Raw genomic sequence first — 25,595 nt, forward strand, 5'->3', positions numbered from 1 at the left:
TCAATCCGCGTTCAGAAACCTAGGTTTTGTCAGTCACATGGTATTTATCAGCCAAACTGTTGCTTGAACCTATCCACACACAATCGGAAACCGTCTTCGAAATTTCCATTGCCGGGGTGGTAAACGCTTTCGAATGAAATAACGCCGTCATAACCATCAGATCTAAGCGCGTCGGCAATGGGTTGAAACAGATCCGCCAACTGGCCTTCACCCATTCGGCGGACTTCCAGTGTGGCTCTCGGAGTGTCGACTTTTACATCCTTTATGTGGATATGGCCCAAATAACCGCCCCGCAATTCATTGTAACCATCCGGATATGCAAGCTCGTGGCACCAGCAGTTATTCCCTGGGTCCCAAAGCACTTTCAAAGTGTCTTTGGCGTCCAAGTCGTCAATCAATTTACGGGCCGTGTAGTTAGAATTGACCAGGGTGCCGTTCCCGGTTTCCACCACAAGTCTTATACCTTCTGACTTCGCCAATTCGACGGCCGGTGCAATCAATGGCGGCATCGTGTCCCAGACGCCATGGGCTACATTCCACTTTTCGGCCCCGTTTTTACCCCAGAGAATCTGTTCTTTCCTTTGGGTCATAATGCGCACTAACGGCGAACCAACGGTGTGTGCCATGTCGATGACACGCTTTAAAGCGTCCATGTGCTTTGTGTGCAGCTCATCACCGGGTTTGTTTGCCGCAGTCATGCCCGCAAAAATATGTCGTGACAGACAGGACACCGGTTTACCTCGATCACGTAACAGCGCGTTGATTTCGGCAATTTCCTGAGCAGTATGATCGCCGACCTCTGTATCGCCGACAAACTGAAGCTCTGCGTACTCCAGATCGAATTCGTCCATCACATCTACGGCGTGAGTTAGGTCACGACTGATTCCATCGCAAATTACACCAAGTTTCATTGGAAAACTCCCAGTCTTCAGCGGTGCAGTTCCGCGCCCACGATTTCTTCGATCACGCGCGTGCAGATCCAGTTGTCACCGTCAGGGTATTTGGTTTTTCCGGCGTGAAACACTTGCATGGCTGACGATGCGGTCTGCATAGGGACCCCAAGTTCACTGGCCAGTGCAAGCGATATCGTCAAATCTTTGTGCATGGTCGCTATATGACTGCCTGTTGCGACAAATTTGCGGTCAATGATGTTTTCAAGCGCAGTGTTAACAACACCGCATCCCGCACTGGAAGATGAGAACACGTCGAGCAGAGCCTGGCCGCTGACCCCTGCCTTAGCGGCAAGAGCCGCAGCTTCGAACGTGGCCGAAAAGATCGACCCGATCAAAGATTGGAGGCACGCCTTGACTGTCTGGCCGTCGCCGGGATTGGCGCCGACCCGGTGGATGGTTCCCGACACTGCCTGCATTGCCTCTGCGTTTCGGTCCAGAACATCTGGTGCTCCGGCAGCCATCATCGTTAGTGTGCCATTCTGAGCGCCCGGAAACCCACCAGATACAGGAGTGTCGATCAGATTGATACCCGAGCCTTCCATGTCTCGGCCAATTGCACGAGCTTCCGCGGGCTTTACGGTTGCCGAAAGGATGACCGTCCCGCCCTTGACCATGTTTGTGACCAGGCCATCTTCACCCAGAATGACTTCTCTGGCCTGATCTCCATTCATTACCATGACAAAAACACAGTCTGCGTGGGCACCGACCTCGCCGGCAGAATCTTTTGCTTTGCCACCCATCTCAGCAAAAGCACTCATGCGGGTGTTGCTCAAATCGAAACCAGATGTTTCGAAACCATTTTTAATAAGGTTCTTGGCCAGGCCGCTGCCCATATCGCCAAGACCGATTACGCCTGCGGTTTTCATATAGAAACCTCCCGTTTTTCAGCCGTTCGAATACAGGCTGACGTTTCGAAAATGATGCTGCAAGGCATCGGTTTTCGCGGGGATTTCACGCGCCTTGTCCAGACGCCGGGCGAGTCCGGAAGACACCCCGCTGCCCGTTTAGGTGACACCAGTAAACGAAGAAAGCGGATTGCAGGCAAGCAAAGAAGTGTCACCGCCAAAAAGAAATTTGAATGGCGGTTTCACTTACGTGAACGCCGCCATCACCCCGCGCAATTCAGCCAAACCCCGCAACCGACCGATCAAGGGGTAACCCGGAGTGCTGTGGCCGCCCAGATCGCCCAATAACTCCTGTCCGTGATCGGGGCGCATAGGGATTTGCCAGTCTTGCCGCCCGTCAGTTTGGCGACGTTTTTCTTCGGCCATCAGCTCCCGAACGGTACCAACCATATCTGTGTCGCCTTCAAGATGTGCCGCTTCAAAGAAGTCGGGTTTGCTGTCGTCGGATTGGGCGATGCGTTTCGTGTTGCGAAGGTGCGCAAAGTGTATCCGATCGCCATGTCTTCGTACAAATTCTGGTCCATCGAAATCGGAGCTCACCCCGAGGGAGCCAGTGCATAATGTGGCACCGCTGGACGGTAGATCGACCGCGTCCAAGACCGCGCTATAGTCATCCGAGCTGGACACTACACGCGGCAGACCAAGCAGTGAAAATGGTGGGTCATCGGGGTGACAGCACAATCGTAACCCCAGCTGTTGTGCGATCGGGGCCACTTCAGAGAGAAAATCAATCAAGTTCCCACGCAGTTTGTCGCGATCAATCCCGGAGTAAGTTCCCAGTAACGCACGTACGTCTTCGACGCTCCACTGATCGTTGGCACCTGGCAATCCTGCGGTGACGTTGTTTTGCAGTTGAACTTTGGCCTGGTCCGACATGCCCAAGAATCTGGTTTTAGCGGCGTGTCGCATCTTTTCAGAGTATTCGTCTTCGGCACCAATACGCCTTAAGATGTGTATATCAAATACTGCGAAATCTGTCAGATCGAACAGCATAGCCGTTCCACCGTGCGGCTGCGGTGCACGTAAGGAGGTGCGCGTCCAATCCAAGATTGGCATGAAGTTGTAGCATACGGTTTCAATCCCGCGCGCGGCCAGCGCCTTTAAACTGGATTTATAAGCTGACACATGTTCTGCCATATCCGCAGATTGCGTTTTTATCGCCTCTGAAACCGGCAGGCTTTCAACCACATCCCAACCAAAACCACTGGAGGAAAGTAACGACTGGCGATCGGATATTGATTGTTCATCCCATGGCTGTCCTGGAGGGATATGATGTAGAGCTGTTACAATACCCTCAACACCAACCTGATGCAGGTCATCCAATTCTATCGGGTCTTTTGGGCCGAACCAGCGCCAACATTGTTTCATGGCATCCATCCTGAGTATAGTGGGTGGTCAGGTCTAATAGGTAGGCTTACCCGTTCGCCAGTGCGCGCAGCATGATAAATCGCCGTAACAAGACCGACAGAGGCCGCACCGTCCCTTAGTGTAACTGCCGAATTCGGCTCCGAACGCAAAGCCTTGCCTACTTCGGTGAAAAACCCCTCGAACCCAGTTGGTTCCCCGGGCGCCCGCGCAATTGCGTCATCTATGGTTCTCTGCATGGAAGGATCCCGCGCGACGAAATTCCACGGGGGTTGACCCGGCGCGTAGGGTTCCAGACCGGAGGTCGCGGTCAAATTCTCAAACACAATTCGCAATCGAGTTTCGTCCTTTGCGGCGCCCAAAGTGATATTGCTGGTGCATAGAGCTCCAGAGTTCATGCAAAATGAAATAGCCGCGCAGTCTTCAGTCTCGATTGGGTTTACCCGAGTTGTCGTCATTGCAGACACGGTGGCTATTTCACCGGCCAAGTGCATTAAAAGATCATGGTTGTGAATAGCGTGCCCCAAAACTGCCCCACCTTGTTCACCTGCCCAGGTTCCACGCCATGGAACCGAGTAATAGTCAGGTCCGCGGGACCAATGTGTCTCCAACGCCGCTGTTTGAACCTCGCCGGTCAGGCCTTCTCGTTGTAAATGCCTTAGCTGCGCAAGCGACGGGCCCCATCGATATTGAAAGACGGGAAATACTTGTTTCCCAGCACGAAGAGCCGCTTCAATTATCCTGTCCACGTCTTGCATCGAAGTGGCCAGAGGTTTTTCACAAATGACGTGTTTTCCAGCCGCCAGCGCATCGAGCGTGACCGAAACGTGAAGATGTGGGGGCAGGCAAACGTCGATTACGTCGATCTCGGGATCATCAAGAGCCTCTTGGGTATCGGTCATCGCGATGAAGTCGTTATCGCCCCGAATTTCTTCTATGCGGGCGGCATCTTTGTCGGCAACGGCTGACACATGAAACTCTTCGTCCAACTTTTTGAATGCGGTGAGATGTTGGCGACCAATGCCAGCACCCAGAATTGCAACATTGATCATTCTACTTCCGCCATTTCCTGCGCGCGTAGGGCCAACTCCATGACCGTAAAGCAATGGGTCTGCGTCATCGCAGTCTCAGTTCGATGTTCAATGTCACTCGCCAGACGCGAGAAATACGGAAGACCAGCGTCAGACGCGTCAATCTTTTCGCAGATTTCAGAATTCACTATGATCATGTGATCGGTTCCAGGTGCGCCGCCCACATCCACGTATTTCCTGAGCTCAATGTAGCCTTCTGTACCAAGAATTGTCAGTCGTCCGTCGCCCCAGTTTGGCAATGCGTCCGGTGTGTACCAGTCCACGCGGATGTATCCGGTCGCACGTTCGCTACGTAGATTGATTTCGCCGAAGTCCTGCAATTCAGGATCGGTTGGGTTGGCATAGTTGGCAACAAAGGCATTCGTAATTTCGGCAGAGGCTGAACTGGTGTAATGCAGAAACTGGTCGATCTGATGAGACGCAATATCGGTCAAAATTCCACCAAATCGGTCTCGTCTAAAAAACCAGTCAGGCCGAGTTGGTCTGTTCAATCTGTGTGGACCCAATCCGATCGTCTGAACAACTTGTCCAATTGCTCCGGCTTCAACAAGCTCTGTCGCGCGGGTGCTAACCGCAGTTTCGAACCGTTCGGAAAAGTTGACTGACCAAATACGCCCTGTTTCTGAAACCGCTCTTTTTATCCGTCCCAACTGTTCCAACGTCGTGCAGCCGGGCTTGTCGCTCATCACGTCCATCCCATTTTGCATGGCCCAGATGGCCAAATCCGCGCGATCTGCGGGGATTGACGAAATCAAGGCCAGATCAGCGCCGCTGCCAAGGGCGTCCTCCAGTCGATCCAAACGCGGCACATCGGGAAACCGTTTGATAAAACCGGGCAGTGTTTCGGGCTCCCCTTGCGTCCAGTAGCCGACGCATTTCACGCCAGCTTTTTGCAAGTTTTCGGTCATACCGTAGATGTGACGGTGGTCCAGCCCGAGGGCTACACAGGTTAGCGTCATTGAGAAACTCGTGTGGTTTGGCCAGTTCGATTTGCGGCCTGCATTGCATCAATGACGGCATGGGTTAACAATGCGGTACGCCCAGTGGACATAGGCTGCGTTCCCAACCTGATCGAGTTTGCAAAATCTTCGATAACTGACTGATGCCATTCGTGCGTAAAAGCCATCGGATCAGCGCCACCCCCAGTTGAAGCTGTCTCCCCGATCACTGTTTCTTTGCCGTCCAGATAAGTTAGTGTCAGAACACCCGACCCCAAATGGGCTTTGGCCTTGGTGCCTTGTATCGTAATAGTTTCAGCTGCGCCTGGAAATTCGGCAGTGGTCGCCGTCATCGTGCCAATGGCACCGTTTTCCATCTCAAAAATTGCTCCGGCCCAGTCCTCGGCCTCCAATTCATGCAATGGTGTCTTCCTCATCATCGCCTGAATGGTCGAAATTGGCCCCAATAACCACATTGCGAGGTCCAGCGTGTGTATTGCCTGAGAGATCATGACCCCTCCACCATCCCGCGCATAAGTGCCTCGCCCAGGTGCATCGTAATAGCTTTGATCGCGCCACCACGGCACACGAATATCGACAGTCGCGATCTTTCCCAGATCGCCGGAATTCAAGGCTGACTTTAAGGCTTTGGAGGCCTCACGTGCACGATGCTGAAAAACAATGCCCAACGGAATCTTGTTTGCGTCGCAAAGTTCGACGATCTCTGTGGCGGCACTCATTGTTCTTTCGATTGGCTTTTCCATCAAGACCGGTTTGCTTGCTGCCGCCAGGGTCTTTATCAGTTCCAAACGTTGGTCAGGGGGCGTCGCGACGATAGCAAAATCCAAGCTGGGATCATTCGCAACTTCTTCGATTGAGTTGAACGCCTTGGTGTCGTGGTTGTCAGCAAAACTGGCTGTCTTTCGAGGGTCACGTCCCAACACCCCGGCTAGGTTGAGATCTTGATCTGACGCGTTTATCGCAGCCACATGGGTGCCTGCGACCATACCCAAGCCAATCAACGCTATATTCATTTATCCCCCCAACATACGGTGCCACTCTGAGACTTTGTACGTGAAAGATGCAAGCCGTAAAAAATATGTTAACAAGTGCGCAGACTAACGGCGGAGGCAGAAATTGACAGGCATTTTGAAGGGGATGGCAGAAGAGCTTTACCTTGGGGTCAAGGACTTGCCTATTGTATCCCCACACGGGCATTGCGACCCAAGTTGGTTCGCAAATGATGATCCATTTCCGAACCCGGCTGAGCTATTGGTTGTTCCGGATCACTATGTTTTCAGAATGCTCTATTCGCAGGGTGTTCCGTTGCACCGACTTGGTGTAGGCAAAGAGGGGCGCAAAACCGACCCACGCAAAATTTTTGCCACTTTTGTCGAACATTGGGATCTTTTTCTGGGAACGCCGTCACGCGTGTGGATCAGCTACGTGCTGCGCGAAACACTGGGAATTTCAGAAGATTTGTCTCCACAAACTGCCAACGAAATTTATGATCAGATTTCAGAGCGGCTGGCGCGGGACGAATATAAACCACGGGCATTATTCAATAAATTCGACATAGAAGTTCTGGCGACAACAGATTCGGCATTGGACGATCTCTCTCATCACAAGGCAATCCATGAAAGCGGATGGGGTGGTCGCGTGGTGCCGACTTTTCGTCCGGACGGGGTGTTGGACGCGACCGACCCAAGCTTTACTCAGAATCTGGAAAAGCTTGAGGTTTTGACAGGCACAGATGTCGGTGGCTTTGCGGGTTTCTTGGAAGCTTTGAGACAGCGCCGGGCTTTTTTCATTGAAATGGGCTGCACGGCAACCGACCACGGAATCCAAGTTGCACAAACCGAATGGTTGGATGATCCGGATGCACTGTACCAACGATTGAAGAAACAGAAAGGGTCAGTGCAGGATGCAAACCGCTTCTATGGGCATATGCTGATTGAAATGGCTCAGATGTCAGTCGAAGACGGGCTGACAATGCAGATTCATGCTGGCAGCAAGCGCAACACGAACCAAGTAATAATGAAAAAGTTCGGCCGGGACAAAGGGGCTGATATTCCGGTTTCAATGGATTGGGTAAATGGGTTGGACGCCCTTTTGAACAGGGTTGGGAACAATGCAGAATTAAGGATCGTGCTGTTTACTTTGGACGAGGCAACGTACGCCCGCGAACTTGCACCTATGGCAGGGCATTGGCCGTGCCTTCGTATTGGTCCACCTTGGTGGTTTCACGATAGCCAGGCTGGTATTGCGCGGTATTTCGATCAAGTTGTTGAGACTGCTGGATATTTTAACTTGGCTGGCTTCAACGACGATACACGCGCCTTCCTTTCGATTCCCGCGCGTCATGATCTGTGGCGCCGGGGTGTAGCCGTGCATTTGGCGGATCAAGTGGCCAACGGGCAATTTGGACGGGAGAGCGCTGAAAGACTGGCAAAGCTGCTTACAACGGACCTCGCTCGGCAGGTTTATGGGTTGGAAAACTAGATGGGCACAATTCTACATTTCGGACTTGGAAATTTCGCTCGTGCACATCTTTTGGATTATACGCAACAAGCCGGTGATTGGGACGTGGTCGGTGTAAGCCTTCGCTCGTCTTCGGTCAGGGATGGACTGGCTAAACAAGGCTATCGCTACGATTTATGCGTGCAAGGGCAGGGCGTGAAGCGGGTCGATATCTTGCGCAATGTTCTCGTTGTTCCGGAAGATCGAGACGCGATTATCAAAGCCGTGGAGAATGTGGAGATCATATCGGCGACTGTAACCGAGAAAGGCTATCATCTGGACGCGAAAGGGCAGTTGAACTTTGCCGACCCGGCAGTCGCGGCTGACCTTGCAGGGCAGGGACCTTCGACACTTATTGGTTTTCTTGCATTCGGGTTGGTCGGACGAACTAGTCCTGTGACGGTGCTGAGTTGTGACAACCAAGTCGGAAACGGTACGGCGTTGAAAGGTGCAGTTGTCGAATTCGCGGCCGCCGCAGAATTGGAAATAGACTGGAGTGCCATTCGCTTCCCAAATTCGATGGTGGACCGGATCACTCCGGCCACAACAGATACCGTCCGCGCTATAAGCGGCGATCCGATGGCTGTTCCAACCGAAGCGTTTTCGGAATGGGTGATTGAAGACGATTTTGCGGGGCCACGACCAGATTGGCCGGGTGTTCAGATTGTTCAAGACGTAGCGCCGTACGAAATGCGAAAGCTTCGCATGTTGAATGGCGCACATTCATTCTTGGCGTATGCCGGGCTCGCGAGGGGTTTGGAATATGTGCATGAGGCTGTTCAAGACCCAGTTTTGCGCACACTTGTAATTCAGTTGATGAAAGATGCCGCTTCAACTTTGCCGTCTCAAATTCAGGATCAGGTTTCAGCTTATTTGGATGCGCTGATGAGAAGGTTCGAAAACCCGGAGTTGGCTCATCGTTTGGACCAAATAGCAATGGATGGGAGTCAAAAGCTGCCTTACCGGTTTGTTCCTACGTTGCGGGAAACGGGATCGAATGCGGTTGTTGAAGGAATGCGAGCGTGGATATCGTATTGTCTTACGGAGACAGCTAATGGCAGGCTTGTAAACGATCCCAAAGCTGTCGAGATCGCTCGAATAGCTAAACAATCTGAACCCGAAATCGGATTATTGAAACTCATAGGGGCCGAGGATTTAGCGCAGCTTATTCAGGAATAATAGCGCCCCTAAACTGCACAACCTTGGATGCCATCGCATGACCAGCCAGCAATGCCTCGGCCTGCGATTTTCCGGACAACAAAGCGGCCAAGTATCCTCCATTAAAACTGTCGCCGGCGGCAGTTGTATCCACAACGTTTTCCGCTGGCAAATAGGTTTGATGTACCTCTTCACCGATTGAAAGGGGACCTTGTGCGCCACGTTTTAAGGCACCAAGGCCGGGGTGTTTGGCGAACCGATCGGCGACTTGTTCGGCGCTTTCACCAAACAAGGCCATCTCGTCGTCGATCGATGGCAAGGCCACGTCTGCACGGTGCCAAAGCCGTTCATTAATTTGCCGGGCGTGATCAGCACTTTCCCAGAGGCGTGGTCGATAATTGCTGTCGTAGATAAACTTGGCTGGGTTTCGATCGAGCCAATTCAGCAAAGCAATCCTGACTTCGTGCGGGAGGATGGCCACTGAAATTCCGGACAAGTACAATGCGTCGTAAATTTCCAGTCCACTAAAATCGAGGTCGGAAAACAGTTGCCGCGCAGCGGACTCACTTCGCCAATAAGTAAAGCTGCGTTCACCACTGTGAGATGTTGTAATTGCGTAAAGACCAGGAGATGCACCGGCAATGGTATGGATCTCTGCTGTTCCAATACCATGGCCGGAAATAAACTCGGATATTCGATTTGAAAACGGATCATCCCCAATGCAGGTAACGTAATCCACTTGCAAATCAGGTGCTTGACGGTGCAGGTAGATTGCGGTGTTCAGAGTATCGCCAGCAACGCCCACTATTGCGCCATCATCCAATATGGACAATTCAATCATTGCTTCGCCGATGCAGGCTATTCGAGTCATTTTTTTTCCCGTTTCCAGATAATCAGCCCCGCAGTCATTATCAGTGCAGCACCTGCGAGCGTACTGCCGTCAGGTACTGTTCCAAAAAACAGATAGCCCCAAATCGCCACATAAATCAGGAACGAATAAGTGAAAGGCATCAACTGGTTGGCCGTACCAAATCGATGAGCATTGGTGAGCAGTTGATGTCCGCCCCAACCAAACACGCCTAACCCGATTAGAACAATCAAACCCCAAGCGTTCTCAGGTTGAATCCAGAACCACAAAGCAAATGGCAGCAATACGACTGTTCCGACTAACCCCAGATAAAATTGCATTGTATCGACAGCAACGATTCCGGAAAGTTTTCGGGTCATAATTGAATAGAGCGCTAGCGCCGTCGAATTGTAGATGATAAGGAGCATTGTCGGATGAAATGAGGCTCCAAATGGTCGAACGACAACAAGGACGCCCACAAATCCCAGCAAGATGGCAGCCCAACGCCAAGGGCCAACAGATTCATTCAGCACAAAAACTGAAAGAAAACACACGATGACAGGGCTTGAAAACATTATGGCCGACACCACCGTCAACGGAAGGAATTGCAGCGCGTAGAAATTTAAAACAGTCGCGGATATCAGAAGAAGCGCCCTGCTGATGACCTGCCAAGGATGATCGGTTTTAAACCGGCTTGGATCCACTCCGCCTTTCGCGATCACACCTAGTGAGATCACAAAGTGCCCAGCATACCTCATAAAGGCCAATTGAAACGCCGGAATTCCGGCCACGGCCAGCCACTTTGCGCCCAAATCAACAAAAGAAAACAGCAGCCATGCCGACAGCATCAACAAGATGCCAAGACGCGGCAGGTCCGCGGTTGAGCTGGCGGTGACGGCCATCAATCAGGTCTTGAAGCGATTTACATAATAGTCGACCATTTGGCTGACCATGTCATCTGCCTGACCGTTATCTCGCGCATCGTTTAATGCAGCAAGCGTTCCCTGCGACATTACGCTTGTCACTCCTGCATCTCGCGCCATTTGGTCATAATACCCAAGATCCTTTGCAGCGTTCTTGATCGCAAAAGCCAACTGATTTGGATCTTTCTCAACACCGTACGCTTTCACGAAGTCCATCATGCCCGAGTGCAAAGGCCCGGCGGCCATTACGTCATACACCTGTTTCCGGTTTACTCCTGCGACGTCAGCCATCGCAAACGCTTCGGCCATTGCGTTTGCGACGGTCATTCCAAAGAAATTGTTGATCAGTTTTATCGTATGCCCCGATCCAACTGCACCGAGATAGAATACGTTTTCTCCCAAGTCCTTCAAAACGGGTTCTGCTCTGTCAAAAGCCGTTTTATCCCCTGAGGTCATGATATTCAGCTTCCCCTCCAGCGCATGTGAAGGTGTCCGGCCAAGAGGGGCGTCCAAGAAGCTGCCGCCTGCGTCAGCAACTTCTTGAGCCAAAGCTCTGGTGCTGCCAGGAAGCGAAGTGCCAAAATCAACAACAATAGCCCCATTATTCAGTCCGGAAATGACGCCGTTATCCCCGCGCATGCGGTTTTCGACCTGTTCAGATGTCCCCATACAAAGCATCACTATGTCGCTTGATTTTGCCAGCTGTTTAGCGTTTTCAGCTTCGCGCGCGCCACGGACGATTGCCGCATCCAAATAAGTTCGATCGCGATTGCCAAGTACTGTAATTGAATACCCCAAGTCCTGCAGGCGGTTAACCATGGCTCCGCCCATTAGTCCCAGGCCGATGAACCCAATAGATGGTTTGCTCATTGGTTTTCCTTTCAATCTGTAAAGTCGGTTTCATCAACGCATCTGAAGCCGAGGTTTCTGTTTTTTAAGCCCGACAACGCCCTGAAATCGATCCTCATTCTTTTTGACCTGGGCCAGGTAGACTGCCCATTCGGGATAATCGCAATTAGATTTCAAGCCCTAGCTTGAATGTGAGTTACTTGCTCTTTGAGCGCGGCTTCTATCGTAGTTGCGACGGCTAGAGTTCGCGCTGCATCGGAAACGTCGATAAGCGGAGGCGCACCATCGATCACTTCTAGGAAATGATCTAACTGAGCCTCAAGCGGAGTTCGTTTTTGAACTGGTTTTGGCAGCTGCTCTTTTTGCGCTGCCGTACCCCAATCACGACCGTTCCACAGGTTCAGCGACGGGAAACTAATTGCACCTTCGGTACCCGTGATCCACATCATGTCTTGATGAGTTGTGCCAATATTTGGGTTTTCGCCAATACCAGCCTCAAAACCCCATGGGCTGGGAGTAGTATCGGCAAAGCTGATTGTTCCAGTCGCGCCATTATCAAACGCAATCGCTACCGCTCCGCTTTCTATTCGGTTCGCTCCACGGACCGAAGCCCCGCGTAAGGCAACAACTTCGGAGATTTCGCCGATTGCGAAGCGTAGTACGTCTATATCGTGGACTAAATTTATCATGACGGGGCTTCCGCCAGAGGTGCGCCAGTTTCCCTCAAAATAACTGTCTGGCTTGCGCATTGCCCAAATCAACGAAACGTTTACGACCTTACCGATTGCGCCTTGTTCAATGTGGCTTTTCAATCTTTGCAAGGTCTGATGATAACGCCGGTGGTGGCCGACAAGGGTGTGTATGCCTGCATTTGAAACAGCATTTTTTAGTGTTTCGGCTTCTTCCAAACTTTCTGCGACCGGCTTTTCGATCAACATATGCCATCCCCTCGATGCAGCAGAAACGCCGTGCGTCGCGTGAAGATGCGTTGGTGTGGCGATGATAACACCATCAACCTCTTCGTTGACGTCGTCCATAGAAACAAAGCGCTTTGCGTCTATCTCAATCGATGTATCGGGATCTGCTAGGCCAACCAACGTGCAGTTGGGGTTTTGTTTTACTGCGTGAACGTGCCGAATACCAATGAGTCCGCCCCCAACGACCAGCAACCGCTTCACATTACCGCTCCGATTTGCCAAGGTACGAACTCGTAATCACCAAGTCCCTGAGCTTCTGATTTGCTCGCCTCGCCAGAGGCAACGCGCAGGAATAGCTTATAGATCTCTCGGCCCTTATCCTCGACTGACACGCCATCGGTCAGAATGGTGCCTGCATCCACGTCCATATCCTCAACCATGCGTTTGGCCATAGTCGAGTTTGTCGCAACTTTGATGGTCGGGCTGGGCTTTGATCCAAAGGCCGACCCGCGCCCAGTTGTAAAGCACACGAGGTTGCAGCCAGCGGCAATCTGACCTGTGACAGATGCAGGGTCATACCCGGGGCTGTCCATGAAAACGAAACCGTTCGCAGTGACGGGTTCAGCGTATTTGAAAACGCCGTTTAACGGAGAGGTCCCTCCCTTGGCGGCGGCCCCGAGGGATTTTTCAAGGATCGTGGTCAAACCGCCTGCCTTGTTTCCGGGCGACGGGTTGTTGTCCATCGAGCCCTTGTTGCGCTCGGTATAGTCTTCCCACCAGCGCACCAGACCGACCAACCGCTCGCCGGTATCTCTGTCAACGGCGCGGCGGGTCAGCAAGTGTTCGGCCCCATAGATTTCGGGGGTTTCAGCCAGCACGCCGGTACCGCCCTGTGCTACCAGCAGATCGCAGGCATAGCCCAACGCTGGATTGGCAGTAATCCCGGACCAAGCGTCTGAGCCGCCGCATTGCAAGGCGACCATCAGTTCAGAGGCGGGGCACGGCTCGCGCTGTGCTTCATTGGCGATGGGCAACATAGCCGAGACCTTTTCGATCCCCAGTTCCACCGTCTTGCGCAACCCGGCGACAGACTGAATGTTCATTACTTGAAAACAGGGTCCCTGACGCAGGCCGTAAGCTTCCAGCAGCCAGTCGATTTGGTTCATTTCGCACCCCAGTCCGACCATGAGAACTCCGGCGTGGTTGGGGTGGCGTGCGTATCCCCACATTACGCGCTGCAGTGCTTCGAACCCTTCTCCGTCGCCTCCGATACCGCAGCCGGTTCCATGCACAAAAGCGACGACGCCGTCGACATTCGGGTACTTTTCCATAATGTCGGGCGTGAAGTGGTTGGCAATCATGCGCGCGGCGGTGGCCGAGCAGTTTACCGAAGTGACAATCGCGATGTAGTTACGTGTTCCGACACGACCATTGGCACGACGGTACCCCATGAAAGTGTCTCGATCAGCCTCGGACACCGGTGTCACCGGACGCAGGTCCGTTGCGTATTCGTAAGCGGTATCGGTATTGCGAAAGTCCACATTCTGAGTGTGCACGTGATCGCCCGGTTCTATGTCCTCGGCAGCGTAGCCGATCAGTTGAGCGTACTTGCGGATTTCAGCGCCCTTGGCGATGGGGGCAATGGCGATCTTGTGGCCTGAAGGAATAAGCGCACGCGTGGCGCATGCTCCGATTTGCGTTCCTGCTTCGAGAGCGCGGGTCGCGGTGACGACATTGTCGGAGGGATCAAGACGGACGTAATGTTTCATGAGTCAGGCGCAATATGGTCCGGAGGTGGGCCACCGATGTTGTTCAATATGAGGGCTGTTGGCGACACGCAGGCGCGTATCCTCCCAAAGGCCGCGCCATTTGCGCCAGTCCCGCAATTCGGTTTCCGGCTTTGCGCGCGACCTTGCGACAAAGCTGGGAAAATGGTCGCGCCCGGTGCTTTGGCCGGTCACATTATAGCGCAGATCAAATGACCAGCGGTATCCGTCTGAGCGGTTCGACAGACTTGCGTGCGGAGTGAGCGGATGAAAGATTACGGCACCGCCGGCTTTCACGGGGCACGGAACAGCCTCTTGCTGTGGCAGATAGCGTTCGCGGATGCCGGTTTGTTTGAGCGAGCAGTGCGGCAGCAATTCCGTTCCGCGACCTGGTTTGACTTGGAGGCAACCGTTCTCGACCGTGGCGTCCGTTATGGCGAGCCAAACGGTGATCATCTCGGTCTTATCGGCGCTTTCCAAAGTCACTCCCTGATCCTGATGCCAGTCGGTCGATACGATGTGCGCCCGGATCTCGTCCTTTGCGACATTTCTTTCGGGTGGCTTTATCCGGACGTGCTGTATGGGGTTTGACGTAAGTTCAGGTCCGATGAGGCTCTCGACAATGTCGAGAATACGCGGATGCGTTGCCATGTCGAATACCGCCGGCCCAAAATGCATGGGCGTTTCTTCGGTGATGTCAGCGTGGGGCAGGGAAATATCGAGCGGTTGATACCAGTCGAAACCGGATTTGTAAGCCACATCCAGTTTGTCCCAAAATCCCATATCCGACGTGGCGGCCTGCACTTTGCCCTCGGCGTGCCAGCGGTGGTAAAGCTTGTCCATCAAAGCCGCGTACTCATCGACCACAGCCTGACGAGTGGCTTCGTCAATGACGTTTTCCAATACAAGATAGCCGTCGCGCTCAAACTGCGACTTTTGTTCTTGCGTCAGCATGGTGTTACCTCCTTACAAAAGGATCTCGACGATGGGCGGCCAGATCAACAGCACAGACAAAGCAAGCAGCTGTATGCAAATGAACGGCAGGAACCCGCGGAAGATATCTGTCAGCGATATGTGAGGAGGCGCAACCGATTTCAGGTAAAAGGCCGCCGGACCAAAGGGTGGTGACAGAAAGCTTACCTGCATATTCATACAAAACAGAACCCCGAACCACACAGAAAGGTGTTTGGGATCCAGCTGGCCAATGAAACCGATTTCTTCAATCGGGAGCTTGCGCACGATAGGCAGGAATACCGGGATGATCAGCAATACGATGCCGACCCAGTCCATGAATGCGCCCATGAATAAGAGGATGACCATCATGCTAAGCAGGACCAGCATGGTCGGCATCTCAGAGCCGACGATCATATTGGCGATAAATGTGGGGCCTCCTGCAAGGGTATAGGCACCTGCCAGCGCCGCAGCACCAATTGTAACCCAGATGATTGTCCCGGTAGACCGCAACGTGCGCATCAGACCGTCCCAGACCAATGGCACTTTGCCTGGTGCCCGCATACACCAGTAAAAGAACACTACGATGTAGGTCATGGATATCCAGATCGCTTTTTGCTCGCCGCCGATAAAGGTTCCAAGGCCAAAGGCGACGATTGTCGTGGCGATCAGGATGGCGATCACCTTGATCATGTTGTCTTTGAATAGCGCCTTCCAGTCCGGCCAGCTGCGGTCCATGATGATCGAAATCAGAAAGACTGCGAGCGCGCCCATTCCAGCAGCTTCGGTAATGCCCGTGATCCCTCCGTAGATGGAGCCGAGAACGACGCCGATGATGGTAAAGGGCGCAACAAGACCCTTGCCGTATTTCCACCCAAGTGCGCTGCGCTTGCGTCCAAATACAAACAGCGCCAGCACCAGAAAACCGCCCAGCCACGCTGCGATATAAGGAATGTGATAGGGCATCCCCAGCGAGATCGGATCTTCGCCTTCCTCAAGGATATACTGTCCGCTAACAAGGAAAAACAACGCGCGCAATAAGAGTACGGAAGCGCCCGCTGCGCCCATGATCGACAGGAATGCTCCGAAAAGTGCTCCTTTGTGCATCCCGTCCGTTTCATGGGGTTTTCGCTCCGGCAGCGGGGCCTGACTTGGGTCCAGATTAACGCGCACCAGAATGTAGATGATGATGAATGAGGCCAGCATGAAGCCGGGAATGAAAGCACCGGTAAATAGGTTCTTAATCGATGTCTCGGTGATGAGACCATAAATGATCAGAACGATTGAGGGCGGGATCATGGTGCCCAAAGATCCTGAGGCACAGATCGTGCCGATTGCAAGATTCTGGTTGTATCCGAGCCTCAGCATCTGCGGCAAGGCGATCAGACCCAGCAGAACAACTTCGCCTCCAATGATGCCGGACATCGCTGCCATGATGACAGCCATCAGGGAGGTTACAACGGCGATGCCGCCACGCACGTTCGACAGCCAATAGTCCAATGCGTCATACATGCCTTTGGCGATCCCCGATCTTTCCAGCAGGGCCGCCATGAAGATGAACAATGGAACCGACAACAGAACATATTCGGTCATAAGATCGAATATCTTCTGTAAGAGAATGTAAAGTGCCCCGGTTCCCGGTCGTGCCGTCAGCATGCCGGGGATGTTCAGATCCGGACACGTTGCCCAGAGATAGCACTGCGGGTCCGTCAGCAGCGTCGGTTCGAACTTCAGCACAAGTACAACAAGCGCCAGAGCACCCGAGGCGAGACCAAGCGGCATCCCGATGGCCAGCAGAACAATTAGGCCGCAAACGACGACAAGCGAGATCGTTCCAATATCCATTACTTGTCTCCTACTGCGCGTTTGATGGCTTCAAGCTCTTCTTCATCAATGTCGTCGGCGGCGGTGTGTTTTTCAGGTTCGAGATTCCAGTCACAGATTAAGTTGATCACCGCCTGTATTGCCACAAGGCAGATGATGATCAGAACAGCGGGCTGAACCGTTGCCGGGATAGGTGGGTCAAAGGCCGTGCCGAAAAGCTCCCAATTGTGGAACTTGGTGATGAACACCTGCTTGTAGCTGCCAAAAACCAGACCGGCGGCGAAGATCACGAAAACAAGCGTCCAGATTGTGTCGAAAATCTTTTGCAGCCAGCGCGGGCACACATCGTAGAGGATAAAGATCCGGATGTGGCTGCGCTGTTGCATCCCGTATAGACCCGAGCACAAAAAGACGAACCCGCCAATCCAGAGTGTCAGCTCATTTGCCCAGAGTGTAGGGGCCTCAAGGGCGTAGCGCAGGAAAACCTCATATAGCATGACGCTGGTCATGAGCAGGATCAGCATCATCGTTACCCGTCCAAAGAACAGCGCAAACCGATCTATGGGCCTGTAATGCTGAAACTCCATCGAGGCCACGCGAACGCCGCGCATACCCAAGATCAGAAAGACTGGAAGCAGAAACAGCGCGGTGTAGTCGATGATGTCCGCAAATCCGCCAAAAAGGCCGGGAAGATTGGGCGCAATATCCGACCCTTCCAGCACAGCTGTAATTTGTGCCAGCTTCGATTCGTTTTCATGCGGAGCCCAGGTCAGGATATATGCAGGTATGTGCCAGATCGCCCAACTTGCGCAGAGCACGAAACACATAGGGATCACCCATTCCCAAAAGGTACCCGTTTCTTCTTCCACGATCATTCCTCCCCCTCGTCAGCAAATTTTATAATGTTCGATTACTTCGCGGTCTGGTGTGACGCCCAGTCCCGGCCCATCAGGTATCGCCACGCGACCCGCATTGGTTTTGACCTGGTTTTGAATGTTTAACGGCACGCTCAGTAACTCGTCGCGGAACCGGTTTTCTGTCGTATCGAATTCCAGCCAAGGCTCGCGCGGAAACAGCCCGCCGGGCAAAGGCGGCATGGCTGCGAGCAGTTGCAAGTTGGCCGCAACGGCAATGGCAGAGCCCCAGACGTGGTTCACAACTGGCGTGAAATGGGCATGGCACAGGCTCAGAACGCGCTGGTATTCCGTTATGCCACCAAGCGCGCAAACCTCGGGTTGCGCAATGTCGAGCCCTCTGCTCTCCAACAGCGCCTTCCAGCCCCATCGGTTGAATTCAGCTTCGCCGCCGGCAATGTTGATCTTCAGACTGCGGCGCAGTTCGGAATAACCAGCGTGATCTTCGGGGGCCACAGGTTCTTCAAACCAGTACGCGCCTAATTCATCGAGCGCCCGCCCCACATAGAATGCATCTGAAGTTGTGTAGGCGTGGTTGGCATCCGCCATAAAGTCGAAGTCTTCACCCACACCTTTGCGAACGGCTGCTGCAAGTTTGGCGTCCTCACGGGGGCCCAGTCCGATTTTCATCTTGGTGGCGGCAAATCCCGCTTCTCGGATTTCCGCAGCCTCATCCACAAAGCGCGCAGCCAGTTCGGTCACTGATTCGGGCCGCAGCATCATGCCGTACCCATAGACCCCAACACTGTTGCGATGCGCGCCGCCCAGCAGGTTATAGATCGGCTGCCCGGTGATCTTTCCTGCAATGTCCCACAACGCGATATCAACACCAGACAATGCCTGAAGCGGCATGCCCTTTTGTCCATGATCCCGCAGAAGGTTATAGACCTTGTGCCAGATCGCATCGCGATTCATTGGATTGTCCCCGGCAATCAAAGGTTGGATCACCTTTTCGACGATGCTCTTGTTGGCCAGAGCGACATTTCCCGGCCCAAAGCATTCACCCCAGCCAGTTACGCCTTCGTTGGTTTCCACCTCGACCAGATGCGCGCTGCGTTTCGCGTAGTATTGCTGCGAATATCCCAAAAGCTCGGGCATGTCGCACGACAATACGTGGCTGGTGATGCGCGTTATCTTCATGTCTGCGTTCCGGTGACAAAAGGCGGCAGGACCATCCAGCCCTGCCGCCTTTGTTCAATCAACCCACAGGGCTGATTATTGCATAGCGCCAATGCCAATCAGGAAGTCTACGTGGCTTTGCAGCAGTTCCTGGGCTTCGGGTGTGGTTGCGAACTCTTCCCAGCCAGCTTTAACCGCTGTCCGGAATTTGCCCAACTCTTCAGGCGACCATTCATAGAGGTTGACGCCTTTGGCTTTCAGTTCGACCGCGTTCTGCGCGTTTTTCACCTCGTTTATGGTCGCATTGTGCAGCGCGAGGCTGTCCATGGCGACCTCCATGATCTTGCGGTGATGTGCTGGCATGGCTTCCCAGACATCGGTGCGGCATGCAAGGTGGTCCGCCGGCATGGAGTGGAAGCCGGGGTAGTTGGTGTGCTTGGCTATGTCGTAAAGACCAAGGCCGATGTTGTTGGTAAGGTTTGCCGCGTCAGCACCGTCAATGATGCCGGTCTCCAGCGCTGTGAAGATCTCGTTAAAGTCCATCACGATCGGAGATGCGCCAAGGTTTGCAAAGACTTTAGTTGCCAGACCCGGAGGCGAACGGAATTTCCAGTCTTTGAAGTCTTCAACGCCGCGGATCGGACGCGTGGAGCTCAACGATTCAGGACCCGGAATCCACCAGCCCACAAAGCTCATGTTGTGCTGTTTATAAAGCTTGTCGATCGCCGCGCGACCGTCACCATGCAAGAGCCACGCCATCTGTTGATAAGGGTTGGAGTAGCCACCCATGAGATCGCCAGTGAACTGGAACGCTGGGTTTTTACCGGTTTGGTAAGCACCGCCCGTCATGTCGCAGTCAAGAATTCCCGTTGCGGCTGCGTCGAAAGTCTCTGCCGATTTCACAACCGAGGACGCATAGAACATCTCGACCTCGATTTCGCCATTCGACATTTCCTGAATGTCGTTGATGTACTTTTCAGCAAGCTGACCTGACAGGGTTTCCTGGCTGAAGTGTGTTTGAATACGAAGCTTGGTCGTTTGAGCCATCGCGAAACCGGCGGCCATTGTCGTAGCTACGGCCGCTATGGCCGCTGTTTTGACTATTTTCATATTGTCCTCCCAGACGTTTAGCGTTGCGCGGATTGAAGATCCTGCTGCCTCCATTGCAATCACGCTGCTTGACGTTAAGCCGACGAATCAAATGCAACAAGAAAAATTTGAAATTCCTGAAAATTTCGAGATTCTTGCAATAATTCAAAATTATCTCTACGACCATTAGTGTATGAGAGCCGAAGGCACCTGATCAAATGAATCAAGAAGTCGATATTTATCAAGACCTTAAGATGCGCCTCATCTCGAATGGATTCGAGCACGGATCGAAGGTGCGGGCGGAGGAATTGCGGAAGGAATACGGTTGTTCGGCGAGTACCGTTCGAGAAATACTTTTCCGACTTGCCTCGGTTGGGCTGACGGACTTCCAAGAACAAAGAGGGTTTCGAGTACCCGAGCGGTCGCCGCAAAAACTAATTGAACTTACCCATTTGCGCATTTTGTTGGAGGGAGAGGGAACCTCTATGTCGATCCGCAATGGCGGTGTTGACTGGGAGGCGCGGTTGACCGCGGCGCATCATAAACTCAGTCACATTGAAAAACGCATACACGGCACGAATGATCCAAGCGATCTGGTTGCGATATGGTTTGCGTCAGAAAAAGAATTCCATGAAACGCTGATTTCTGCTTGTGGATCAGAAATACTTAAGAAAATGCATGGAAGAATTTATGCACAATTTCGTCAGCAATTGATGGTGGCGGATCGGAAGTTTGGCTTTATCTCAGAAAACATTGATCATCACGCAAACATTCTGGAAGCAGCGTTGTCAGGGGATGAACACCTGACGCGGATGAAAATACATGATCATCTCAAGCGGCATTTGACCGGTAGAACGATGGGCGACTAATGTTGGAAATCGTCTTCCAAGTACACCCTAATGATTTCTTCGAAATTGGTTTCTGCCTTAAACCCAAGGCCTAATGCGCGATCTGGTTGAAAGTCACGCGGCCACCCTTTGACAATCTCATCGACTGCGGGATTGGGGACGCTTTTGATTAGGTTGACCGCTTCTTGCCCGGCAACATTTCGTAACGCTTCGATTTGTTCAGCCACGGTGCAGCTTACCCCCGGCATGTTTAAAGCGCGTCGACCGTTTAGCAATTGGGTATCCAGATTTGCAGCGTGAGTGAGAAACGCGGCAGCCGCGCGAGGACTGGCATGCCAATGCCGAACCGTATCAACAACAGGCAACTCGGCTTCTTTCCCGTTCAGCGGCTCACGAATTATTCCTGAGAAGAAAGAAGAAGCTGCAGCATTCGCCTTTCCCGGCCGAACACACAAAGTAGGCAACCTAAGCGAAATTCCATCAATATATCCTTTGCGGCTGAAATCCGAGACCATCAGCTCGGAGGCAGCTTTTTGTGACCCGTAGCTTGTCAAAGGGGCACACAGGAAGTCATCGCCAATTTTGTCGGGGAAGGGTGCTCCGAAAACTGCGATTGACGACGCGAATACCATCTTCGGCCGATAGGTGCCTTTGGATGCGTCGTGCTCGGCCTTAAGTGCATTCAGCAACTCCCACGTCGCCATGAGGTTGACGTCCCAACCCAAGGGAAAGTCGATTTCTGCATGACCCGAGACGATTGCAGCAAGATGAAAGATCACGTCGTAGCGCTGGGCGGCCAACTCTTTCGCCTTGTCTGAGTGTGAAATATCCCCGTGCACCCTAGTCGCGTCGATGCCATTGTCGGGGAAATACAGATCGAAAAGCGTGATTTGCGCATCATGGCCAAGTTCCATTTCGGTCTCAATCCGGTGCGCCAGTTTTTGCCCCAACATTCCACCGCCGCCGATTACAAGTACTTTCTTCACGTCAGTCCATTCCGTCTTTTGAGTTCCAGATAGAGCGCCGAGTGATCAAGCTCGGCGCCATTCATTTCTTCAATCAGATACTCGAAACGATCGCGCACTGACCGGGTCGTAGGCAACTCTAGTTTCAGAGAGTTTGCTTCATCCAATGTATTGTTGAGATCTTTTAATTGAAACTTGGATAACCCCCCAGGGACAAAGTTACCTTCGGACATACGCTCGCCATGCTGTTGTAGGATTACGCTGTCTGCAAATCCGCCCCTTAGTGCGGCACGCAACGCAGCCGGATCGGCGCCGCCCTTTTCAGCCAACAGTGTTGCCTCTGCGACAGCGGATATTGTGACGGCAACAATTGCTTGGTTAGCAAGCTTGCAAAGCTGTCCCGCACCGCTTGGGCCGACGTGAACAGGTCGACCCATTGCGGAAAGGACTGTGCCAACTTTCTCCATAACCGATTTTTCGCCACCGACCATTATTGCCAAGGTTCCGGCCTGCGCACCTTTGGTTCCGCCAGAGACGGGAGCATCCAGATGAGCAATCTCCTTTGCGGCTAGTTTTTTGGATTGTGCACGTGCGTGTTCAGGCTTGGCACTGGACATGTCGATCCAGATCATTCCGGGGTCTAGCGAATCGAAAAATGAGGGGTCTGATAAAAGGGCGCCTGTCGCGTGTCCGTCAGATAACATCGTTATTATTATGTCCGCTCCCGCAATGGCCTCGGCTGCTGTCGTGGTCGTCCTTGCACCTTCCCTGACAAGCGGCTTCACCTTTTCCGGGCTACGGTTCCATACGGTAAGTGGGTAACCCGCCTTCATCAGGTTTTGCGCCATGGGCGCACCCATCAAGCCGGTGCCGATCAGTGTCACGTTTTGCAGATCGCTCATATCGCCAGTCCTTCCAAAGTGGTTCCGAGCTTGGTTATGGTCAAACCGGTTTACCTGTCATACGCTAACGTATTGAGGGTCATGCACCAGAAGTCGTTGAAAAACCATCGTTGGTTTTTTGCTTTTGGATTGGGTAAGTGTACGAAGTCCCGCTTGTTCGAAACATGTTCAGAAGGTTAAATTTTCCATATGGCAGAAAGACTTAAGGGAAAGCGTGTCTTGGTTACGGCCGCTGGTCAGGGGATTGGGCGTGCTAGCGCCATCGCTATGGCAAAAGAGGGCGCACAGGTTTTCGCAACAGATATTAACCTTGAAGGCCTATCTTCGATTCGCGACGGGAATCTCGAAAATATCGAAATTTTCGAGATGGATGTGCTGAGCGACGACAGTGTGCGCGAGGGTGTAAAAAGAGCGGACCCGAACGTTTTGTTCAACTGCGCGGGATTCGTACATCACGGCACTATTCTGGATTCGACGGATGACGAGTTGGAATTCGCATCGAACCTGAATGTCCGTTCGATGGTCCGGACAATCAAGGCTTCCTTGCCAGCTATGCTAGAGCGCGGTGAAGGCTCGATTATTAATATGTCTTCTGCCTTGGGTTCTATAATCGGCGCGCCGAACCGTTTTATTTATGGGACGACAAAGGCCGCCGTTGTCGGACTGACAAAGTCGGTTGCCGTGGACTTTATTACGCAGGGTATCCGGTGCAATTGCATTTGCCCCGGCACAGTCGATAGTCCTAGCTGGAGGAATAGGGTTGATGCACTGGGCGAGCAGTTGGGCAGCCGGGAAAAGGCACTTGCCCAGTTCGTTGCCCGGCAACCTATGGGGCGAGTAGCCAAAGCAGAAGAAATAGCGGCTCTGGTTGTTTATCTGGCAAGCGATGAGAGCGCGTTTACAACGGGACATACGCACATAATTGATGGGGGTTGGTCAGGCCAATGACAAAGAAAATTTCGATTGACGACTTGCGCTCACGCAAGTGGTTTATGAACTCTGAAAATCTCGAAATGACCGCTCTTTATCTCGAGAGGTATCTAAACTACGGGCTGACCCGGGAGGAGCTGCAATCCGGCAAGCCGATTATCGGTATTGCCCAAACGGGTAGTGATCTGAGCCCGTGCAATCGTCACCATATCGAGTTGTCCAAGCGTGTTCGTGACGGAATTATAGCGGCTGGTGGGACGTGCATTGAAATCCCGGTGCACCCGATTCAGGAAACTGGCAAACGGCCCACAGCCTCACTTGATCGAAACCTTGCATATTTGTCATTGGTGGAAAGTTTGTTTGGATACCCTTTGGATGGGGTGGTTCTGAACATCGGCTGCGACAAGACGACTCCGGCACTTTTGATGGCAGCCGCCACGGTCAATATTCCTGCTATCGCCCTTTCAGTCGGTCCTATGTTGAACGGTTGGTGGAAAGGCGAACGGGCCGGGTCAGGGACAGTTATTTGGAAGGCGCGAGAAGATCTTGCAGCTGGTGAAATTGACACGGATGAATTCATGGAAATCGCCGCTGCGTCAGCGCCCTCAGTTGGTTACTGCAACACCATGGGCACAGCCACGACCATGAACTCATTGGCAGAAGCTCTTGGGATGCAATTGCCAGGATCCGCTGCAATTCCAGCACCTTACCGAGAGCGCGGGCAAATCAGTTATGAAACCGGAAAACGCATCGTCGAGATGGTTTGGGAAGATCTTCGCCCCAGCGGAGTGATGACGCGAGAGGCATTTGAAAACGCGATTGTAATTAATTCAGCGATTGGCGGCTCAACGAATGCGCCAATTCATTTAAACGCGATCGCCAGACACTTGGGTGTGCCACTCAATAATGATGATTGGCAGAACTTCGGTCACGATATCCCATTGTTAGTAAATATGCAGCCGGCAGGAAAATATCTTGGTGAAGACTACCAACAAGCTGGAGGTGTTCCTGCAGTAGTAGGTGAATTGATAGCGGGGGGATTGCTGCCAAATCCAGGCGCACTGACTGTGAACGGCAAGTCGATGGGCGAGAATTCGTCATCACGGCGATCATTGAACGATGACGTGATCAAACAGGCGAGCAACCCTGTCAAAAGTCAGGCTGGATTTATCAACTTATCCGGCAACCTTTTCGAAAGTGCGATCATGAAGACTTCTGTGATCTCGCCAGCCTTTCGCCAAGCTTACCTTTCCAACCCAGAAGATCCCGATGCGTTTGAAGGGCGGGCCGTCGTCTTTGATGGACCCGAAGACTTTCATCACCGGATAGATGACCCAGCGGAAAATATCGACGCCGATTGTATCCTAATCATGCGAGGCGCCGGTCCTAAAGGTTATCCGGGGGCGGCCGAAGTGGTGAATATGCGACCACCATCATATCTGCTGAAACAGGGCGTCGAAGCACTTCCATGTATTGGCGATGGTCGGCAATCTGGTACATCAGGAAGTCCTTCCATTCTCAACGCTTCTCCTGAGGCTGCCGAAGGTGGCGGGCTTGCCCTTGTGAGAAACGGAGATCGGCTGCGAATCGATCTGGCAAAGGGCACCGCTGATATGCTTGTTCCATTGGACGTACTAAACGAGCGAGCCCGAGAACTGGAGGCAAGTGGCGGTTATTCGATGCCACCTAACCAATCGCCATGGCAGGAGATTTTCCGCGAAAAAATCGATCGACTGGATCGAGGAATGACGCTGAAAGGGGCGGACAAGTACAAAGACATCGCGCGCCAGTTCATGCCACGCGATAATCACTAAAAGGAAC

General features: G+C 52.8%; 23 protein-coding genes. 5 read left to right on the forward strand and 18 right to left on the reverse strand.

The window, feature by feature from the left end; translation table 11 throughout:
- Positions 1–47 precede the first annotated feature (47 nt).
- The 6 genes from AC2FNV_RS02900 to AC2FNV_RS02925 form a co-directional block, all read right to left on the reverse strand.
- Positions 48–911: a sugar phosphate isomerase/epimerase family protein gene (locus AC2FNV_RS02900; RefSeq protein WP_170604026.1), complete on the reverse strand. Its 864-nt coding sequence runs from the start codon at positions 909–911 to the stop codon at positions 48–50.
- 17 nt (positions 912–928) lie between these two features.
- Positions 929–1,819, reverse strand: a complete 891-nt coding sequence (locus AC2FNV_RS02905; RefSeq protein ID WP_170604024.1) for an NAD(P)-dependent oxidoreductase — start codon at positions 1,817–1,819, stop codon at positions 929–931.
- Positions 1,820–2,044: 225 nt separating this feature from the next.
- Positions 2,045–3,226: a mannonate dehydratase gene (gene uxuA / locus AC2FNV_RS02910; protein WP_170604022.1), complete on the reverse strand. Its 1,182-nt coding sequence runs from the start codon at positions 3,224–3,226 to the stop codon at positions 2,045–2,047.
- Positions 3,223–4,275 (reverse strand): Gfo/Idh/MocA family protein, encoded by a 1,053-nt coding sequence (locus AC2FNV_RS02915; RefSeq protein WP_170604020.1) that lies wholly within the window; start codon positions 4,273–4,275, stop codon positions 3,223–3,225. Before AC2FNV_RS02915 ends, uxuA begins: the two co-directional genes overlap by 4 nt.
- Positions 4,272–5,273, reverse strand: coding sequence for a Gfo/Idh/MocA family protein (locus AC2FNV_RS02920; protein ID WP_170604018.1), 1,002 nt, complete (start codon positions 5,271–5,273; stop codon positions 4,272–4,274). The genes AC2FNV_RS02915 and AC2FNV_RS02920 overlap by 4 nt, the downstream gene beginning before the upstream one ends.
- Complete coding sequence (locus tag AC2FNV_RS02925; RefSeq protein ID WP_170604016.1) at positions 5,270–6,286, reverse strand: Gfo/Idh/MocA family protein; 1,017 nt, start codon at positions 6,284–6,286, stop codon at positions 5,270–5,272. Before AC2FNV_RS02925 ends, AC2FNV_RS02920 begins: the two co-directional genes overlap by 4 nt.
- 124 nt (positions 6,287–6,410) lie before the next feature.
- Between AC2FNV_RS02925 and uxaC the strand changes: the two genes are divergently transcribed.
- Together uxaC and AC2FNV_RS02935 are read left to right on the forward strand one after the other, a co-directional pair.
- Positions 6,411–7,754 carry a glucuronate isomerase gene (gene uxaC / locus AC2FNV_RS02930; protein ID WP_170604321.1) on the forward strand — a complete coding sequence of 448 codons (1,344 nt, stop codon included), beginning with the start codon at positions 6,411–6,413 and terminating at the stop codon, positions 7,752–7,754.
- Positions 7,755–8,951: a mannitol dehydrogenase family protein gene (locus tag AC2FNV_RS02935; RefSeq protein ID WP_170604014.1), complete on the forward strand. Its 1,197-nt coding sequence runs from the start codon at positions 7,755–7,757 to the stop codon at positions 8,949–8,951. It begins immediately after the preceding gene.
- Here the strand turns inward: AC2FNV_RS02935 and AC2FNV_RS02940 are convergent.
- From AC2FNV_RS02940 to AC2FNV_RS02985, 10 genes are all read right to left on the reverse strand, one after another.
- Positions 8,938–9,801: a sugar kinase gene (locus AC2FNV_RS02940; protein WP_170604012.1), complete on the reverse strand. Its 864-nt coding sequence runs from the start codon at positions 9,799–9,801 to the stop codon at positions 8,938–8,940. The two genes, AC2FNV_RS02935 and AC2FNV_RS02940, sit on opposite strands and share 14 nt — an antisense overlap.
- A complete protein-coding gene (locus AC2FNV_RS02945) occupies positions 9,798–10,679 on the reverse strand; it encodes a DMT family transporter (RefSeq protein ID WP_170604010.1) in 882 nt (293 codons plus the stop codon). The genes AC2FNV_RS02940 and AC2FNV_RS02945 overlap by 4 nt, the downstream gene beginning before the upstream one ends.
- 3 nt (positions 10,680–10,682) lie before the next feature.
- Positions 10,683–11,570: an NAD(P)-dependent oxidoreductase gene (locus tag AC2FNV_RS02950; RefSeq protein ID WP_170604008.1), complete on the reverse strand. Its 888-nt coding sequence runs from the start codon at positions 11,568–11,570 to the stop codon at positions 10,683–10,685.
- A gap of 152 nt (positions 11,571–11,722) precedes the next feature.
- Entirely contained in the window at positions 11,723–12,727 is a 1,005-nt protein-coding gene (locus AC2FNV_RS02955) for a Gfo/Idh/MocA family protein (protein ID WP_170604007.1), read from the reverse strand.
- Positions 12,724–14,235 (reverse strand): UxaA family hydrolase, encoded by a 1,512-nt coding sequence (locus AC2FNV_RS02960; RefSeq protein ID WP_170476222.1) that lies wholly within the window; start codon positions 14,233–14,235, stop codon positions 12,724–12,726. The genes AC2FNV_RS02955 and AC2FNV_RS02960 overlap by 4 nt, the downstream gene beginning before the upstream one ends.
- 3 nt (positions 14,236–14,238) lie before the next feature.
- The gene (locus AC2FNV_RS02965) at positions 14,239–15,186 is read right to left on the reverse strand and encodes a phytanoyl-CoA dioxygenase family protein (RefSeq protein ID WP_170604005.1); all 948 of its coding nucleotides are present in this window, start codon (positions 15,184–15,186) and stop codon (positions 14,239–14,241) included.
- Positions 15,187–15,198: 12 nt separating this feature from the next.
- Positions 15,199–17,028, reverse strand: a complete 1,830-nt coding sequence (locus tag AC2FNV_RS02970; RefSeq protein WP_170604003.1) for a TRAP transporter large permease — start codon at positions 17,026–17,028, stop codon at positions 15,199–15,201.
- Positions 17,028–17,882 carry a TRAP transporter small permease subunit gene (locus AC2FNV_RS02975; RefSeq protein WP_170604001.1) on the reverse strand — a complete coding sequence of 285 codons (855 nt, stop codon included), beginning with the start codon at positions 17,880–17,882 and terminating at the stop codon, positions 17,028–17,030. The genes AC2FNV_RS02970 and AC2FNV_RS02975 overlap by 1 nt, the downstream gene beginning before the upstream one ends.
- Before the next feature lie 12 nt (positions 17,883–17,894).
- Positions 17,895–19,061: a mandelate racemase/muconate lactonizing enzyme family protein gene (locus AC2FNV_RS02980; RefSeq protein ID WP_170603998.1), complete on the reverse strand. Its 1,167-nt coding sequence runs from the start codon at positions 19,059–19,061 to the stop codon at positions 17,895–17,897.
- Between the two features lie 75 nt (positions 19,062–19,136).
- Positions 19,137–20,150, reverse strand: a complete 1,014-nt coding sequence (locus AC2FNV_RS02985; protein WP_170476213.1) for a TRAP transporter substrate-binding protein — start codon at positions 20,148–20,150, stop codon at positions 19,137–19,139.
- A gap of 197 nt (positions 20,151–20,347) precedes the next feature.
- Between AC2FNV_RS02985 and AC2FNV_RS02990 the strand changes: the two genes are divergently transcribed.
- Entirely contained in the window at positions 20,348–20,998 is a 651-nt protein-coding gene (locus AC2FNV_RS02990; protein ID WP_170603996.1) for a GntR family transcriptional regulator, read from the forward strand.
- On the opposite strand, the gene denD is transcribed toward AC2FNV_RS02990, so the two are convergent.
- Positions 20,995–21,963, reverse strand: coding sequence for a D-erythronate dehydrogenase (gene denD / locus AC2FNV_RS02995; protein WP_170603994.1), 969 nt, complete (start codon positions 21,961–21,963; stop codon positions 20,995–20,997). The two genes, AC2FNV_RS02990 and denD, sit on opposite strands and share 4 nt — an antisense overlap.
- Positions 21,960–22,844 (reverse strand): NAD(P)-dependent oxidoreductase, encoded by an 885-nt coding sequence (locus AC2FNV_RS03000; protein ID WP_170603992.1) that lies wholly within the window; start codon positions 22,842–22,844, stop codon positions 21,960–21,962. The genes denD and AC2FNV_RS03000 overlap by 4 nt, the downstream gene beginning before the upstream one ends.
- A gap of 189 nt (positions 22,845–23,033) precedes the next feature.
- Between AC2FNV_RS03000 and AC2FNV_RS03005 the strand changes: the two genes are divergently transcribed.
- Positions 23,034–23,792, forward strand: a complete 759-nt coding sequence (locus AC2FNV_RS03005) for an SDR family oxidoreductase (RefSeq protein WP_170603990.1) — start codon at positions 23,034–23,036, stop codon at positions 23,790–23,792.
- Positions 23,789–25,588, forward strand: coding sequence for an IlvD/Edd family dehydratase (locus AC2FNV_RS03010; RefSeq protein WP_170603988.1), 1,800 nt, complete (start codon positions 23,789–23,791; stop codon positions 25,586–25,588). The genes AC2FNV_RS03005 and AC2FNV_RS03010 overlap by 4 nt, the downstream gene beginning before the upstream one ends.
- The last annotated feature ends 7 nt before the right edge of the window (positions 25,589–25,595 follow it).

This window comes from Ruegeria sp. BHSA163, assembly GCF_059613365.1.

Bases quoted from the DNA above. Each gene is read 5' to 3' on its own strand.
- AC2FNV_RS02960 (WP_170476222.1), bottom strand. From the start codon at position 14,235: ATGAAACATTACGTCCGTCTTGATCCCTCCGACAATGTCGTCACCGCG.
- AC2FNV_RS02900 (WP_170604026.1), bottom strand. From the start codon at position 911: ATGAAACTTGGTGTAATTTGCGATGGAATCAGTCGTGACCTAACTCAC.
- AC2FNV_RS02945 (WP_170604010.1), bottom strand. From the start codon at position 10,679: ATGGCCGTCACCGCCAGCTCAACCGCGGACCTGCCGCGTCTTGGCATC.
- AC2FNV_RS02975 (WP_170604001.1), bottom strand. From the start codon at position 17,882: ATGATCGTGGAAGAAGAAACGGGTACCTTTTGGGAATGGGTGATCCCT.
- AC2FNV_RS02915 (WP_170604020.1), bottom strand. From the start codon at position 4,275: ATGATCAATGTTGCAATTCTGGGTGCTGGCATTGGTCGCCAACATCTC.
- AC2FNV_RS02965 (WP_170604005.1), bottom strand. From the start codon at position 15,186: ATGCTGACGCAAGAACAAAAGTCGCAGTTTGAGCGCGACGGCTATCTT.
- uxuA (WP_170604022.1), bottom strand. From the start codon at position 3,226: ATGAAACAATGTTGGCGCTGGTTCGGCCCAAAAGACCCGATAGAATTG.
- uxaC (WP_170604321.1), top strand. From the start codon at position 6,411: ATGGCAGAAGAGCTTTACCTTGGGGTCAAGGACTTGCCTATTGTATCC.
- AC2FNV_RS02980 (WP_170603998.1), bottom strand. From the start codon at position 19,061: ATGAAGATAACGCGCATCACCAGCCACGTATTGTCGTGCGACATGCCC.
- AC2FNV_RS02940 (WP_170604012.1), bottom strand. From the start codon at position 9,801: ATGACTCGAATAGCCTGCATCGGCGAAGCAATGATTGAATTGTCCATA.
- AC2FNV_RS02950 (WP_170604008.1), bottom strand. From the start codon at position 11,570: ATGAGCAAACCATCTATTGGGTTCATCGGCCTGGGACTAATGGGCGGA.
- AC2FNV_RS02920 (WP_170604018.1), bottom strand. From the start codon at position 5,273: ATGACGCTAACCTGTGTAGCCCTCGGGCTGGACCACCGTCACATCTAC.
- AC2FNV_RS02985 (WP_170476213.1), bottom strand. From the start codon at position 20,150: ATGAAAATAGTCAAAACAGCGGCCATAGCGGCCGTAGCTACGACAATG.
- AC2FNV_RS03005 (WP_170603990.1), top strand. From the start codon at position 23,034: ATGGCAGAAAGACTTAAGGGAAAGCGTGTCTTGGTTACGGCCGCTGGT.
- AC2FNV_RS02905 (WP_170604024.1), bottom strand. From the start codon at position 1,819: ATGAAAACCGCAGGCGTAATCGGTCTTGGCGATATGGGCAGCGGCCTG.
- AC2FNV_RS02935 (WP_170604014.1), top strand. From the start codon at position 7,755: ATGGGCACAATTCTACATTTCGGACTTGGAAATTTCGCTCGTGCACAT.
- AC2FNV_RS02990 (WP_170603996.1), top strand. From the start codon at position 20,348: ATGAATCAAGAAGTCGATATTTATCAAGACCTTAAGATGCGCCTCATC.
- AC2FNV_RS03010 (WP_170603988.1), top strand. From the start codon at position 23,789: ATGACAAAGAAAATTTCGATTGACGACTTGCGCTCACGCAAGTGGTTT.
- AC2FNV_RS02970 (WP_170604003.1), bottom strand. From the start codon at position 17,028: ATGGATATTGGAACGATCTCGCTTGTCGTCGTTTGCGGCCTAATTGTT.
- AC2FNV_RS02925 (WP_170604016.1), bottom strand. From the start codon at position 6,286: ATGAATATAGCGTTGATTGGCTTGGGTATGGTCGCAGGCACCCATGTG.
- AC2FNV_RS03000 (WP_170603992.1), bottom strand. From the start codon at position 22,844: ATGAGCGATCTGCAAAACGTGACACTGATCGGCACCGGCTTGATGGGT.